This is a genomic window from Lysinibacillus sp. RS11, assembly GCF_042019215.1.
GTDB lineage: Bacteria > Bacillota > Bacilli > Bacillales_A > Planococcaceae > Lysinibacillus > Lysinibacillus xylanilyticus_A.
In genome coordinates this window covers 3,326,692-3,341,842 of sequence record NZ_CP168124.1, presented here as the reverse complement: position 1 = coordinate 3,341,842, position 15,151 = coordinate 3,326,692, and the positions used below count along the sequence as shown (strand labels likewise).

General features: G+C 38.3%; 15 protein-coding genes, 1 pseudogene and 1 other annotated feature (1 of these 17 cut by a window edge). Of the genes and pseudogenes, 15 read left to right on the top strand and 1 reads right to left on the bottom strand.

Annotated features, from left to right (window positions below; all coding sequences use genetic code 11):
- Positions 1-19 (top strand) — a binding site (T-box leader) (it extends 196 nt beyond the left edge of the window).
- A gap of 269 nt (positions 20-288) precedes the next feature.
- The 15 genes and pseudogenes from alaS to mtnN all read left to right on the top strand — a co-directional run bounded on the left by alaS (position 289) and on the right by mtnN (position 13,760).
- The gene (alaS, locus tag AB9L17_RS17285) at positions 289-2,949 is read left to right on the top strand and encodes an alanine--tRNA ligase (RefSeq protein WP_068983703.1); all 2,661 of its coding nucleotides are present in this window, start codon (positions 289-291) and stop codon (positions 2,947-2,949) included.
- Positions 2,950-3,351: 402 nt separating this feature from the next.
- The gene (locus AB9L17_RS17280; protein ID WP_004226839.1) at positions 3,352-3,618 is read left to right on the top strand and encodes an IreB family regulatory phosphoprotein; all 267 of its coding nucleotides are present in this window, start codon (positions 3,352-3,354) and stop codon (positions 3,616-3,618) included.
- Between the two features lie 2 nt (positions 3,619-3,620).
- Positions 3,621-4,037: a Holliday junction resolvase RuvX gene (ruvX, locus tag AB9L17_RS17275; RefSeq protein ID WP_223553605.1), complete on the top strand. Its 417-nt coding sequence runs from the start codon at positions 3,621-3,623 to the stop codon at positions 4,035-4,037.
- A gap of 18 nt (positions 4,038-4,055) precedes the next feature.
- Entirely contained in the window at positions 4,056-4,364 is a 309-nt protein-coding gene (locus tag AB9L17_RS17270) for a DUF1292 domain-containing protein (protein WP_068983701.1), read from the top strand.
- A 195-nt stretch (positions 4,365-4,559) separates the two neighbouring features.
- Positions 4,560-4,814, top strand: a complete 255-nt coding sequence (locus AB9L17_RS17265) for a DUF1292 domain-containing protein (RefSeq protein ID WP_068983700.1) — start codon at positions 4,560-4,562, stop codon at positions 4,812-4,814.
- 602 nt (positions 4,815-5,416) lie between these two features.
- Positions 5,417-5,533: pseudogene (locus AB9L17_RS17260) on the top strand (zinc ribbon domain-containing protein); the annotation flags it as partial.
- A 302-nt stretch (positions 5,534-5,835) separates the two neighbouring features.
- Positions 5,836-6,150 (top strand): DUF1292 domain-containing protein, encoded by a 315-nt coding sequence (locus AB9L17_RS17255; protein WP_375199532.1) that lies wholly within the window; start codon positions 5,836-5,838, stop codon positions 6,148-6,150.
- A 127-nt stretch (positions 6,151-6,277) separates the two neighbouring features.
- A complete protein-coding gene (mltG, locus tag AB9L17_RS17250) occupies positions 6,278-7,405 on the top strand; it encodes an endolytic transglycosylase MltG (protein WP_068983699.1) in 1,128 nt (375 codons plus the stop codon).
- Between the two features lie 555 nt (positions 7,406-7,960).
- Positions 7,961-8,593 carry an O-methyltransferase gene (locus AB9L17_RS17245; protein WP_068983698.1) on the top strand — a complete coding sequence of 211 codons (633 nt, stop codon included), beginning with the start codon at positions 7,961-7,963 and terminating at the stop codon, positions 8,591-8,593.
- A 5-nt stretch (positions 8,594-8,598) separates the two neighbouring features.
- Positions 8,599-9,531, top strand: coding sequence for a peptidase U32 family protein (locus AB9L17_RS17240; protein ID WP_068983697.1), 933 nt, complete (start codon positions 8,599-8,601; stop codon positions 9,529-9,531).
- A 14-nt stretch (positions 9,532-9,545) separates the two neighbouring features.
- Positions 9,546-10,826, top strand: a complete 1,281-nt coding sequence (locus tag AB9L17_RS17235) for a peptidase U32 family protein (protein ID WP_068983696.1) — start codon at positions 9,546-9,548, stop codon at positions 10,824-10,826.
- Entirely contained in the window at positions 10,826-11,464 is a 639-nt protein-coding gene (udk, locus tag AB9L17_RS17230; protein ID WP_068983695.1) for a uridine kinase, read from the top strand. Before AB9L17_RS17235 ends, udk begins: the two co-directional genes overlap by 1 nt.
- Before the next feature lie 186 nt (positions 11,465-11,650).
- Positions 11,651-12,139 carry a transcription elongation factor GreA gene (greA, locus tag AB9L17_RS17225; protein ID WP_068983694.1) on the top strand — a complete coding sequence of 163 codons (489 nt, stop codon included), beginning with the start codon at positions 11,651-11,653 and terminating at the stop codon, positions 12,137-12,139.
- A 213-nt stretch (positions 12,140-12,352) separates the two neighbouring features.
- The gene (locus tag AB9L17_RS17220; protein WP_068983693.1) at positions 12,353-13,006 is read left to right on the top strand and encodes a YrrS family protein; all 654 of its coding nucleotides are present in this window, start codon (positions 12,353-12,355) and stop codon (positions 13,004-13,006) included.
- A gap of 61 nt (positions 13,007-13,067) precedes the next feature.
- The gene (gene mtnN / locus AB9L17_RS17215) at positions 13,068-13,760 is read left to right on the top strand and encodes a 5'-methylthioadenosine/S-adenosylhomocysteine nucleosidase (RefSeq protein WP_068983692.1); all 693 of its coding nucleotides are present in this window, start codon (positions 13,068-13,070) and stop codon (positions 13,758-13,760) included.
- Positions 13,761-14,362: 602 nt separating this feature from the next.
- Here the strand turns inward: mtnN and sigK are convergent.
- Positions 14,363-15,070 (bottom strand): RNA polymerase sporulation sigma factor SigK, encoded by a 708-nt coding sequence (gene sigK, locus AB9L17_RS17210; protein WP_068983691.1) that lies wholly within the window; start codon positions 15,068-15,070, stop codon positions 14,363-14,365.
- Positions 15,071-15,151: the final 81 nt, after the last annotated feature.

Genomic DNA, 15,151 nt, shown 5'->3' with positions numbered 1-15,151 from the left:
ACAAGTCCTCGTCCCTTTTATGGGATGAGGGCTTTTTTTGTTTATCTTCATTCAGCAAGTGACTCTCACTCCTGAAGGAGAGGAGATTCAATGCGGTTGAGGTTCCTTTTCAATGGGTGTACCAAACACCTACTGAATGAAGATAATGCCTCCGGCGGACGTCACGGATTTTCGAAGGAATGAATTGTGCGTGCACAATTCAAAATCCGGACGTAATTACGCCAAGGCGAAATTGACTTGTGGATTCATATCGTAATTTTACAAAACATATAGGGAGGAACTTTTCATATGAAAGCAGTAGAAATTCGCCGCATGTATTTAGAATTCTTTAAAGAAAAAGGTCATCACCATGAACCATCAGCACCACTTGTGCCAATTAATGACCCGTCATTACTTTGGATCAACTCAGGTGTAGCGACACTTAAACCATATTTTGATGGTCGTATTATTCCTGAAAATCCACGCATTACAAATGCTCAAAAATCAATTCGTACAAATGATATTGAAAACGTAGGTAAAACAGCTCGTCACCATACGTTCTTTGAAATGTTAGGGAACTTCTCAATTGGGGATTACTTCAAAAAAGAAGCTATTCATTACGCTTGGGAGTTCTTAACGGATAAAAAATGGATGGGCTTTGATCCAGAGCTTTTATCGATTACTATCCATCCTGAAGATCAAGAAGCATATGATGTTTGGCATAACGAAATTGGTATTCCTGAAGAACGTTTAATCCGACTAGAGGGGAACTTCTGGGATATTGGTGAGGGTCCATCTGGTCCTAACTCGGAAATTTTCTATGACCGTGGGGAAGAATACGGTTCAGATGAAAATGATCCAGAAATGTATCCAGGTGGTGAAAATGAACGCTATCTTGAAATTTGGAACTTAGTGTTCTCTCAATTCAATCATAATCCTGATGGCACATATACGCCACTTCCAAAGCAAAACATTGATACAGGTATGGGTCTAGAGCGTATCGTATCAGTTATTCAAAATGTGCCAACTAACTTTGATACTGACTTGTTCATGCCTATTATTGAAAAAATCGAACAGTTTGCAAATCGTAAGTACAAACGTCCAGGTGAAGTAGCGTTAAGCGAAATCTTTGGTTCAGAAGAAGATGTTAATACACCATTTAAAGTTATCGCGGACCATATCCGTACAGTGGCGTTTGCTATTGGTGATGGCGCGCTTCCTTCAAATGAAGGTCGTGGTTATGTATTACGTCGTTTACTACGTCGTGCTGTGCGTTATGCAAAACAAATTGGCATTGAAAAGCCATTTATGTTTGAATTAGTACCAACTGTTGGTGAAATTATGAATGATTTCTACCCAGAGGTAACGGAAAAATGTGAATTTATCCAACGTGTTATTAAAAATGAAGAACTTCGCTTCCATGAAACATTAGACGGAGGTCTTGCAATCTTTAACGAAGTAGTAGAAGCCCAAAAAGCAGCTGGACATGACTATATTCCAGGTGCAGATGCATTCCGTTTATATGATACTTACGGTTTCCCAATTGAATTAACAGAAGAGTATGCAGAAGAAGTAGGCATGAAGGTAGATCATAAAGGTTTTGAAGTAGCGATGGAAGAACAACGTGAACGTGCACGTGCAGCCCGTCAAGATGTAGATTCTATGCAAGTACAAAATGAAGTACTAGCCAACTTGACTGTTGCAAGTGAATTTGTAGGCTATGATACATTGACGACAAACACAGAAATTGCGGCGATCATTGTCAATGGTCAAGTATCAAAGGGAGCATCTGAAGGTCAAGAAGCACTAGTTGTTTTAGCTAAAACACCATTCTATGCTGAAATGGGTGGTCAAATTGCGGATAGTGGTGTTATCTCAAATGATAGCTTTACTGCTATTGTAAAAGATGTACAAAAAGCACCTAATGGTCAACCCCTTCATACAGTACTTGTAGAATCTGGCGAAATGCATGTTGAAGATGCGGTGAAGGCAGTAGTGAACCGTGATGAACGTAATTTGATTATTAAAAACCATACAGCTACACATATCATGCAACGTGCATTAAAAGACGTGCTGGGCGATCATGTAAATCAAGCAGGTTCATATGTAGGACCCGATCGTTTACGTTTCGACTTCTCTCACTTCGGCCAAGTGACAAAAGAGGAATTACAACAAATTGAACGTATCGTAAATGAAAAAGTGTGGGATGATATAGAGGTCGTAATTGAAGAAAAAGGCATCGATGAAGCGAAAGCTATGGGGGCAATGGCATTATTCGGTGAGAAATATGGCGATGTTGTTCGCGTTGTTTCAATTGGTGACTATTCTATTGAGCTTTGTGGTGGTCTTCACGTAAAACGTTCTTCTGAAATTGGCTTCTTCAAAATTGTTTCAGAAGGTGGTATCGGTGCAGGTACTCGTCGTATCGAGGCTGTTACAGGTAAAGTTGCATATGAAGCAGTAAAAGAAGAAGAAGCTTTATTAAACGATGCAGCAGCTTTATTAAAAGCAAATTCAAAAGATATTGTGACAAAAGTACATGCGTTACAAGCTGACTACAAAGAATTACAACGTGAAAATGAGGCGTTATCACAAAAAATCGCTAATGCTCAAGCTGGTGCTATTATAGACGCTGCTCAGACTTTTGGTGATGTAACAGTTCTTTCTACTAAAGTTGAGGCGAAGGACAATAATCAACTGCGTCAAATGATGGATGACTTGAAGGTTAAAATGCCTAAAGCTGTTCTTGTTTTAGGTGCTGTCGATGGCGACAAAGTTATGCTTTGCGCTGGGGTAACGAAAGATTTAGTTGGTGGCAATTACCATGCAGGAAATATCGTAAAAATGGTAGCAGAGGCATGTGGTGGTAAAGGTGGCGGTCGTCCAGATATGGCGATGGCGGGTGCAAAAGAAGCGTCAAAACTTGATGAAGCACTACTTTCTGTGTATGATTATGTTAAATCCATTTAACTTCTTTCAGCGGGTGTCCAAACACCCGCTGAAATAGAGGAACTCAGGCTAAGAACTTCACATCCTGTGAAAACGCCTGAGTGACCAGCATCGTGCTGGCCTAAATCCTCCGGCGGATGTCACGGTATCGGAAAAAGGAGTTCTTAGGGGATATTAGCCTAAGATCATCGCATCCATGCGATAACGGCTAACTGACCTGCATCGGTAAAAACGCCACGTCCTGTGGCATTACCGAAATGACCGACATCGTGTCGGCCCTCGTGCAGGCCTAAACACAAAGCCGATTCCGGGCGCAATTATGCCGAGGCATAATTGATAATACGCCAAAACATGTTATAATAAAGAGAAATTGGAGATGAGCTTTTTGCACATCTCCTTATTTCTGAAAGCGAGGTGCTGGTCATGAGTTCATTTGATCAAACGATGAAATTTAATTTTCCAGAAGAATCAATGGAACAGGAAGTCAAGCAGGTAATGTTGAAAGTACATTCTTCATTAGAGGAAAAGGGATATAACCCTATCAATCAGATTGTCGGTTATTTACTTTCTGGTGATCCGGCGTATATTCCTCGCCATCAGGATGCTCGTAATTTAATCCGCAAGCTTGAGCGTGACGAAATTCTAGAAGAGCTTGTTAAGTTTTATATTAAAAAGAATAACGAGGACTAGAAATGAGAATTATGGGATTAGACGTTGGGTCTAAAACCGTGGGCGTTGCTGTAAGTGATGCTCTAGGGTGGACAGCCCAAGGTATTGAAACCGTAAAAATTGATGAAGCTATTGGCGAGTTCGGCATTGAGCGTATAGCCGAGCTAGTGAAGGAGTATGCTATAACAGAATTTGTCGTAGGATACCCAAAAAACATGAATAATACGGTGGGACCACGTGGAGAGGCTTCTGAAAACTATAAAAAGCTTTTAGAAGAAACATTTTCACTACCGGTCAAACTTTGGGATGAACGTTTAACAACGATGGCTGCCGAGCGTATGCTAATCGAAGCGGACGTAAGTCGCAAAAAGCGTAAGCAAGTCATAGATAAAATGGCTGCTGTGATGATTTTACAAGGCTACTTGGATAGCAAAAATTAATTGATGAGGTGACAAGACATGGCGCACGAACATAACCATGAAGAAGAACTACACGTACAACACATTACAGTGATTGACGAGAACGGAAATGAACAGCTTTGTGAAGTGATTCACGTACATGAATCAGCTGAATTTGGTAAATCATACGTATTTTACTCTATGATAGGCGCAGAAGAAGATGAAGATGGCTCAGTAGAAATCTTCGTATCTTCATTTGTACCATCTGAAAATGGTGAAGATGGTGAATTAACACCAATCGAAACTGAAGCAGAGTGGGATATGGTAGAAGACGTATTAAACGCTTTAGAAGATGAAAACGAAGAATAATCATCGTAATTCGTAATCTTTAAAAGTGTGGAACAAGGATGGCAACAAGCACTCCTTGTTCCTTTTTTACTTTAGGAAGAATGAAGCTAAGAGGTTGTAAGAAGAGTCTATGTTGAGATAGTTTCAGTATCGATGGAAGATACTGGATATTTAAAGACTCGTATTAAAGTTAAGCTTAATTAAGGAGGAGATTATATGAACGAAGAAACGCAAGAATTTCTGATCATTGGAGAGAATGGCAAGGAGCAAAAATGCCGTGTTGTCTTCACCTTTGATGCAGAAGAAAAATCATATGTATTGTTTTCGTTAATCGACGAAGATGGTAATGAAATTCCTGGAGACATTTCTGCTATGACTTTCGATTATGATGATAATAATGGGGAAATGACAAATTTGCAGCCTGTTGAAACAGAGGCGGAATGGGTAACTAAACTGTTGCAGAAATTTTAGATAAAACTATACAAACCTGTATAGAAGTATAGATTTATAACAGAATACCCTTCGTATCAAGCGATTGGTGCGAACTCCACGTTAATTGCTTTTAACTCCTAAAGCCTTGTGACCAAAGCGGAGCTGGAAACGGCAGACGTAACGGTGCGAAAGCAGAAAAAACAACAAGGATGGCATAGGCTGAAAAAAATTACTCAGTGTCCGTAAAGGATCATCGTGACAACGGAAAACGGTAGCGCTAAGTGCTTTGGCAATGGATGTTTAGCAGCGAACTCCTAAATCTCTTATGAGACAAGGAAGACGTTCAACGACTATCTCCTTGAGGGAGAGTAAAACCGCAAGCGAATGGCGGAAGAAAAATGTGGCTCTTATTAAAAGATAAGATGAAGATATAGTCTGCGCTTATGTGAAAGCATAAGAGGTCTACTCGTGAGAGAAAGACTGCATGAAGGGTTGCGCCCTCGTGTGAACAAGAAAAATATATACAACTATAAAAATGTTAACAACCTCTCTAAATAGGGTAAAGTATTTTATCTTAGTGAAAGAGAGATGGTACGCATGGAATTAATGTCCATTGGGAAATTTGCTAAACTTGTTCTAGTTGTGGACAAATCAAATCCGATTCGAGACTGAAAGACAGATTATTTATCTGCTCTTGCGGATTAAAGTTGGATAGAGATTTGAACACAAGCATTAACTTAGCAAATTATTCAATCTAAGGAGCTTAACTTCTTTCAGCAGGTGTCTAAACATCCACTGAAATAGAGGAACTCAGGCTAAGAACTTCACATCCTGTGAAAACGCCTGAGTGACCAGCATCGTGCTGGCCTAAATCCTCCGGCGGATGTCAAAAAACTAAGCCTTAGATGTGTACGCAACGATACTGTGGAATTTAAGCCTTTGGAGAGTCATACAAAATGGCAGTAGCTTCGGCGAAACCAGACTCGGAGAATAAGGAAGACACAAAACGAAAGTCAAAAGTTGTGTCATAGTAGAGTGTCTACATTTTTTTAGAATGTATATGTTTTTCGTATCGGAAATGATTAACGAGGTAGTCCTAACACTTCTAGATGAATTTGAAGAGGGGCCACAGTTAATTACAGTAACAGATGAGGATGGAACAGATCAGGTATGCGAGGTTATTCATACATTTTCATCAGAACAATTTGGTAAATCCTATGTACTATATGTTTTGGCAACGGACGAGTCAATGGAGGAACGAGATATTTTTGCTGCCCAATATGTAGCTGGAAATGACGGAACGATTGAAGAATTATTACCAATTGAAACAGATGAAGAATGGGAATTTGTTGAAGATATCTTAAATGATTTATAATTAAAACTCTGAGTAGTAAATTGCTACTCAGAGTTTTTTATGTGTGCTATTTTTACTGAATTATCTATTTCTGTTTGTCGTTATAGTTGATTTCTAGTATGATAATGAAGTGATAGGGGGGAAACCCGTGAATAACGGTTCAAAAAAACAAGAAATGTTTTCAAAAATGCAAGAAAGAAAATCAGAGGTAAAAATTGTGAGAAAAATAGTGGCTATTGTTGCAATTTCTATTGTTCTACTATTAGGGGTCATCGGTTTATTTGGCTATAATTATGTAAAGAGTGCTTTAAAACCAGTCGATCCGGATGCGACTAAAACAATAGCGGTTGAAGTACCAATTGGCTCTGGGTTAAGCTCTATTTCGACTTTACTAGAAAAAGAGGGCATTATTAAAGATGCTCGTGTTTTTAAATACTACGCTAAGTTTAAAAATGAATCCCAGTTCCAAGCCGGGAAATATGATTTGACACAGGCGATGACATTTGATGAGATCATAGAGAGTTTGAAAACTGGGAAAGTCTACCGTAAGCCAGTATTTACAATGACAATTCCTGAAGGTTTAACACTTGAACAAATTGGTAATATTGTGGAAAAGAAAACGCCATACACTCAAAAAGAATTTATGGACCTAGTAACAAGCGATGAATTTGTGCAAAAAATGAAGGCTAAATACCCTGAGCTTGTGACAGATGCAGTTTTAGCTGATAATATTCGCTATGATTTAGAGGGCTATTTATTCCCTGCAACTTATTCTTACTTTGAAGAAAAACCTTCATTAGAATCAATTGTAGACGAAATGGTAGGGGCTATGGACAAGCTTGTGAAGAGTTACAGCGATGTTTTAGCTGAAAAGAAAATATCCGTCCATCAATTGTTAACATTTGCTTCATTACTGGAAGAAGAAGCTACTGCCCAAACAGATCGAGAAACGATTGCGAGCGTATTCTATAACCGTATAGATCAAGGGATGCCACTACAAACAGACCCAACCGTTTTATATGCACTTGGCTCTCATAAAGATCGTGTGATGTACAAAGATTTAGAAGTAGATAACGTCTACAATACTTATAAAAATAAAGGCTTACCACCTGGTCCGATTGCGGGTGCTGGAAAATCTTCAATTGAAGCAACGCTAAATCCAAGTAAAACAGATTACCTCTACTTCTTAGCGGATAAACAAGGTGTCAACCACTTCTCGAAAACATATGATGAACATTTACAGAAAGTAGAAAAATACTTGCGTAAGGCAGAGTAATTACTTTTAACTTCTTTCAACAAATGTTTACGTACGAAAGTGCAACGTCAATTACAGATGTTTTTTGTAGCGAAAGTGAAACGACAGCTACAGATGTTTTTTGTAACGTCAGTTACAAAAGTTCTCCATCTTATAGGTGATGACATGAATGCGAGTTTAAGTTATTTTTCAGTCGTTTCGAGACGCATTTAGCCGAGGCATAATTGAAATTATTAAAAAATATATAGCAATAATGTGGATAGAAGGAAAGAAAAATAGCTTTCCTTCTATTTTCGTGCTATTATAAAATGTGATTTTTAATCAATCCGCATGGAATAATTCAAGCAGTCCGTTAATGCGGGATAATATACGTGGTGGCAATTGTTTTGAGCTGATAAAAAACAATTGCTCATTTTTATATGACGAAGTACCAAGACATCGCGTTTGGTCTTTTTCTTTTTGGTGCTAAATGATGAAGCCTCTGGCGGATGTCACAGAATGGGCTTTGTGCAAGCACAAAGCCCGTTCCGGACGCAATTATGCCGAGGCATAATTGATATGAGGGTGAACTTAAAAATGGAATTATCAGATGCATATATACAATCATTTATTCAACCACGTAATGATTTGCTTTTAGAAATGGAAGCATTTGCGGAGGAGAATCATGTGCCGATTATGCAACTTGCAGGCATTGATGCACTAAACCAACTGCTACGTATTCAAAATCCGTCGAAAATTTTAGAGATTGGTACAGCAATTGGTTATTCTGCAATAAGAATGGCGGAGGCTTTACCGGATGTGCAAATCGTTACAATCGAGCGAGATCCAGAGCGTGTTGCGAGAGCGAAGGCCTATATTGAACGTTCTACAGTATCAGATCGGATTACGGTCATTGAAGGAGATGCCTTAGAGGTGAACGATGAGGCCATTCATACAACATTCGATGCGGTGTTTATTGATGCTGCAAAAGGACAATATCAACGCTTTTTCGAAAAGTATGCACCTCTTGTAAAATCTGGTGGAGTTCTGTATATCGATAATATGTATATGCATGGCTTATCAGATTTGGATTTAAAAGATGTACCACGTCGCAAGCGTACAATGATTCGCAATTTAAAAAACTTTACCGAATGGATTATGGAGCACCCTGATTATACAAGTGCATTTTTACCAGTCGGTGATGGTTTATTACTATGTTTGAAGAGGTGACTATTATGAAAAAACCTGAATTGCTTGTTACACCGCAATCAGTGGACCATGTAAAAGAACTTTTACAGGCTGGAGCAGATGCTTTTGTCATTGGTGAACAACAATTTGGTCTTCGCCTAGCAGGAGAATTTTCTGTTAATGAAGTGGAAGAAGCTACAAAGCTGATTCATGCAGCGGGTAAAAAAGTTTATGTTGCGGTAAATGCGTTATTCCATAATGAAAAATTGGATGCACTTGCCGAGTATTTAAAAGAAATGCAACGTATTGGCGTTGACCGTTTAATTTACGGTGATCCAGCAGTAGTAATCATCCGTCGTGAGCAAGGTGTAACAATACCGTTACATTGGAGTCCAGAAACGATTGCCACAAACTGGTTTACGGTAAATTATTGGGGGAAACGTGGAGCAACTCGCGCAGTACTTGCTCGTGAACTTTCTTTAGATGAAGTGCTTGAAATTAAAGAAAATGCGGAAGTAGAGATTGAAGTTCAAGTACATGGGATGACATGTATGTTCCAATCAAAGCGTGCATTACTTGGCCATTATTTCTTGTATCAGGATAAAGTAATGGAAATTGAGAATCGTAAGGAAAATCGCAATATGTTCCTTCATGATGATGAACGTAATAATAAATATCCAATTTATGAGGATGCTAACGGTACGCATATTTTCAGTCCAAACGATATGTGCATTATTGATGAGCTCGGTGAATTATTCGAAGGTGGTATTGATGCATTGAAAATTGAGGGTGTCCTTCAAACACCAGAATATGTAATCACAGTTACAGAAGCTTATCGTCAAGCAATTGACACATATTTTGACGAATCAGAAGATGCGTATGAAGATATTAAAGATGATTTATTAGCAAAAATTGAAGACATTCAGCCTGCCATCAGACCTCTTGATACTGGCTTTATCTTCAAGGAAACAGTTTACTAGGAGGTGGCAAGAACATGGCATTAGCATTAGAACAAAATGACAAAATCCGTGAGATTGTCGACGGTAAACGTGTCATTACAAAAAAACCAGAGCTACTTGCCCCTGCAGGTAGTTTAGAAAAATTAAAAGTTGCCGTTCATTACGGTGCAGATGCTGTATTTATCGGTGGACAAGAGTTCGGCCTACGTTCAAACGCAGATAACTTCTCAATTGAAGAAATGCGCGAAGGTGTTGAATTTGCCAATAAATACGGTGCAAAAATCTATGTTACGACAAATATTTTCGCACACAATGAAAATATGGACGGCTTAGAGCAATACTTAAAAGATATTGAATCTGCAGGTGTTACAGGCATTATTGTAGCGGACCCTCTGATCATCGAAACATGCCGTACAGCTGCACCGAAGCTTGAAATTCACCTATCTACACAGCAATCTTTATCAAACTGGAAGGCAGTACAGTATTGGAAAGAAGAAGGGTTACATCGTGTAGTGTTGGCCCGCGAAGTTGGCGGAGAAGAAATGAAGCTGATGAAGGAAAAAGTCGATATTGAAATTGAAGCATTTGTTCATGGAGCAATGTGTATCGCTTATTCTGGTCGCTGTGTACTTTCAAATCACATGACTGCTCGTGACTCTAACCGTGGTGGTTGCTGTCAATCTTGTCGCTGGGACTATGATTTGTATGAGTTAGAAGATGATGAAGAAAAGGCACTTTTCGATGATAATCACGCACCTTTTGCGATGAGTCCAAAAGACTTAAAGCTAATTGAAGCTATTCCACATATGATTGAACTTGGTATTGATTCATTGAAAGTAGAGGGGCGTATGAAGTCCATTCACTATGTTGCTACAGTTGTTTCAGTGTACCGTAAAGTGATTGATGCTTATTGTGCTGACCCTGACAATTTCAAGATTAAACGTGAATGGCTTGAAGAACTAGATAAATGTGCTAACCGTGATACGGCTGAAGCATTCTTCCACGATGCACCTGGCCACGAGGAGCAAATGTTTGGTGTACATGGCCGTAAAACGACGTATGAGTTTGCTGGACTTATTTTAGAACATGATCCAGAAACGAAAATTGTGACAATGCAACAACGTAACTATTTTAAACCTGGCGATGAGGTAGAATTCTTTGGACCAGAAATCGAAAATTTCCGTTTTACAATGGGTGAAATTTGGGATGAGGATGGCAATAGCTTAGATGCTGCCCGTCATCCACTACAAATTGTTAAATTTAAATGCGACACACTATTAAAACCGCATAACATGATGCGAAAGGAGAATAATTAATGGCAGTGAAGCGTCCAGTTGTCATCGGAATCGCTGGTGGCTCATGCTCAGGAAAAACGAGTGTGACCCGTGCTATTTATGATGTTTTCCGTGATCATTCAGTAGTTGTAATTGAACAAGATTTTTACTATAAAGATCAAAGTCATTTAACGTTTGAGGAGCGTTTAGGTACAAACTATGACCATCCGTTAGCGTTTGATAATGATTTATTAATTAAGCACATAAAAAAATTATTGGTACGTCAACCAATTGACAAGCCTGTCTATGATTATGTACAGCATACAAGAGCAGAAGAAGTTGTTCATGTAGAACCTGTAGATGTTATTATACTAGAAGGTATTTTAGTGTTAGAGGATGCAGATTTACGTGATTTAATGGACATTAAATTATTTGTAGATACGGACTCAGATTTACGTATTATTCGTCGTATTATGCGTGATATAAAAGAACGTGGACGTACAACAGATTCTGTAATCGAACAATATTTATCTGCAGTGCGTCCAATGCATAACTTATTTATTGAGCCGACGAAACGATATGCTGATATTATTATCCCTGAGGGTGGGGATAATGAAGTTGCAATTGATTTGATGGTCACGAAAATTAAAACTATTCTTGAAACTGACAACGTATTGTAATAAGATAGAGTGGTATTGACAATATTTACATGCGAATCATTGCATATTTTTGAAAAGCATGCATACTATTAGGTCAAAGAGAATTTTGAAACCGATTAAAAACAATAAAATTCGATTAAATGCATCACACATGGCATTTGGTCGAGTTTTATGTTTTTGTATTGATGAAATAAGGAGTGAAGGACTTTGGCAAACGAAAAACAATACCCAATGACAGCTGAAGGTAAAAGAAAATTAGAAGAAGAATTAGTAAAATTAGAAACAGAAACACGTAAAGAAATTGTTGAACGTATTAAAATCGCTCGCGACTTCGGAGATCTTTCTGAAAACGCTGAGTATGATTCAGCTAAAGAAGAACAAGCCTTTTTAGAAGGTCGTATTTCTACATTAAAATCAATGATTCGTAACGCAGTTATTATTTCTGAGGATGAAACAGACAACAGTGTAGTTTCACTAGGGAAAACGGTTACATTTGTAGAAATTATTAATGGTAAACCATCAACAGATGAGGAATCGTATACGATTGTTGGTTCTGCTGAGGCAGATCCAATGGAATTCCGTATTTCTAATGAATCACCAATTGCTAAAGGCTTGCTAGGTCGTGCTGAAGGCGAAGAGGTTGTCGTACAAACACCTGGTGGCGAAATGAAAGTTAAAATTATTTCAATCAAATAATTTTGTACAAGCAGTTAGCTTATCTTTTTAAGGAGAGCTAGCTGCTTTTATCTTAATTTCCTCTTTTATGAAAGTTTTTACATCAAGGGACAGCATCCATTGAAATGAACGTCAAGAGAGCTTTTATTTTATCTTTGATTAAATACATGAGCACAATTATTTTGCAAGTCCCGTTGAACTTGATAGAATATTGGCTAGAGAGGGGGAGAATTCATGAGTGAACGACAAACTAGAAGCAGTCGTCATTTGCAGCCATCTCGTAATAAAAAGCTAGATAAACTTTTGAATGTTTTAATTGGTATTGTCGTGATATTGATTATTATAACTGCAACATACGTGTTTAAATGGCAGGATGATGTAGGAAATGCCGTGAAAGACGAACCAGCACAAGAGCAAAAGAACGATGATGGAGATGGGAAAGAAAAGCCTTCTAAAGAGGAAAATAATGATGTTTCAGTAAAAGATAATGAATCTACAAAAGAAGAGCCTAAAGAAGAACAGCCATCATCTGAAAAGGACGCTGCTATTGAAACTACATCCGATGACCCAATTGTTGACAAGGTTATAACAAATAAAGATTGGAAGCCAACGCCTACAACCCAAACAGGTCAGCACGTGTCTTCTTACGATGATACATCAGTTGACTGGGCTGAAAAGGTTGCAACAGTTACAGCTGTTACAGGCATAGAAAAGGACAATATGATTATTTGGCGTATTCAAAATAACGGCAGTGCTAATACGGCCGTAGCGACAGTTTCAACGAATGATAAGACAAAAATGTATCGCGTCAACATGGAGTGGGTTGACAATGAGGGCTGGTTACCAGTGAAACTTGAGCAACTAAATACATTAAATGGCGCCTATTGACGAAAATAACTTGATTGAGTATTTTTAATAGAGTTAAACAATGAAGGGAAGTAACAGAGACATGAAAATTGCAGTAATCGGCGCAATGGAAGAAGAAGTAGAGCTTTTACGAGCAGCATTAGACAATGCAAAAAGCACAACAATCGCAGGCAGTGAATATACAACTGGAACTTATGAAGGGAAAGATGTAGTTTTATTAAAAAGTGGTATTGGTAAAGTAAATGCTGCAATGTCAACTACCATTCTATTACATGAATTTAAGCCTGATGTAGTTATTAATACGGGCTCTGCCGGAGGTTATGACGAAACACTTGAAGTAGGCGCAGTTGTTATTTCAGATGAAGTCCGTCATCATGATGTAGATGTTACGATTTTCGGTTATGAGATTGGTCAGATGGCTGGTATGCCAGCAGCTTACAAATCAGATGAAAGACTTATGAAAGTGGCTGAAGAGGCAGTGAAGGCTGTTGGAGAGCACCAATTTGGTATTGGTTTAATTTGCTCAGGAGATGCTTTTATGAATGATCCTGTTCGTGTAGAAGCAGTCCGTCAACATTTCCCACAAATGAAGGCAGTTGAGATGGAAGCGGCAGCAGTTGCGCAAGTATGTTATCAATTTGGTACTCCGTTTGTTGTTATTCGTGCTTTATCAGATATTGCTGGGAAAGAATCGAATATTAGTTTTGATGAGTTTTTACCAGTAGCTGCAAAGCATTCGACGCAAATAGTATTAAAAGCTATTGAAACGCTATAAAGTAAAACTATAATCGGTGGGGAGTTTTTTTACCACCTCGCTGATTAGTAGTTTTCACCAATCGTACTTTTACTGCCCGTTAATAGGGATAAAGTACACAGAATGGTCAAAATGAGTGATCTGTAGTGTGAGAAAAATCACAGTTAAAAAGTCTTGCTAATGCTAAACTGTTATTAATTAAATCTCTTCATATTTGGATGGGAGGCATTCATGATGCTATTTTTAACAGCAGGTGTAGTCATTATAACGACGTTACTCGGTACACTCATTTCAGCAGAACTTTCAGAAACTGTAGAATTTCATTGAGGGAAACGCTCCTTTGCGACATTCAGGTCGCAAGGGAGCTTTTTTTATAGCTTCATTGCTTCATCAACAACTACGTTTATCTCTTTAAAAGTTAGTGGGATTAAGATAATTACTATTTTGTGCGTCAAATAAAAGAAAAATGAATAGTATTCACTATGCTGTACACATAATTTATCTAAAGCTTTCGGTAGATGAGAATTCTTTCTTTAGAGCCTTTTGTAACAAAAAATGCGTGATTCATGGTATGTTAATGTTAAGGATCCATTGAAATTTTTCAATTATCAATTTACAATATATTACTCAGTAGACTTTTGGTCTCGTTTATATAATTGATAGAGTTTAATAAGTGCCCGCTTTTCAATGCGAGAAACATAGCTACGAGAAATATTTAAACGAGCAGCGATTTCTTTTTGAGTAAGGGCATCATGTTGGTTTAAACCATAGCGAAGGGTTACTATTTCGAGTTCACGATCGTCGAGCATATGCAAATAATGATATAGTTGTGCAACATGTTCTTTATGTTCAATTTTTTCAGTTGCGCTCTCTTCATCACATTGTAAGAGATCTCGGATCTGTAAGGCGTTACCATCTTTATCTGTACCAATTGGCTCGAATAAGGAAACATCTTTTTGCACTTTTTTCTGAGTACGCAGATGCATTAAAATTTCATTTTCGATACAGCGGGCAGCGTAAGTGGCAAGGCGTGTTTTTTTGTCAGGAGTGTAACTCTCTACAGCTTTCATAAGCCCTATAGTACCAATGGAAATATAGTCGTCTAGTTGTTCGTGTTTCGGGTGAAATTTTTTTACAACGTGTGCAACGAGTCGCATATTGCGCTCAATTAAATCAAGACGCGCTTGCTCATCACCGCCTAAAAATCGTTCAATACAAGCAGCTTCCTCTTCTTTTGAAAAGGGTTTATGGAATGTTTGCCCCTTTAAATAGCCAAGTAACGCAGGGATCTCAAGCCATAACTGCAACATGGATGTGAAAATTCCGCTCATTGAATGATTTCATCCTTTCCCCATTTTTCGACAGTATATGTTAAGAAGCTGCGTTAAATGAAAAAAAGTGCAACAGCAAAT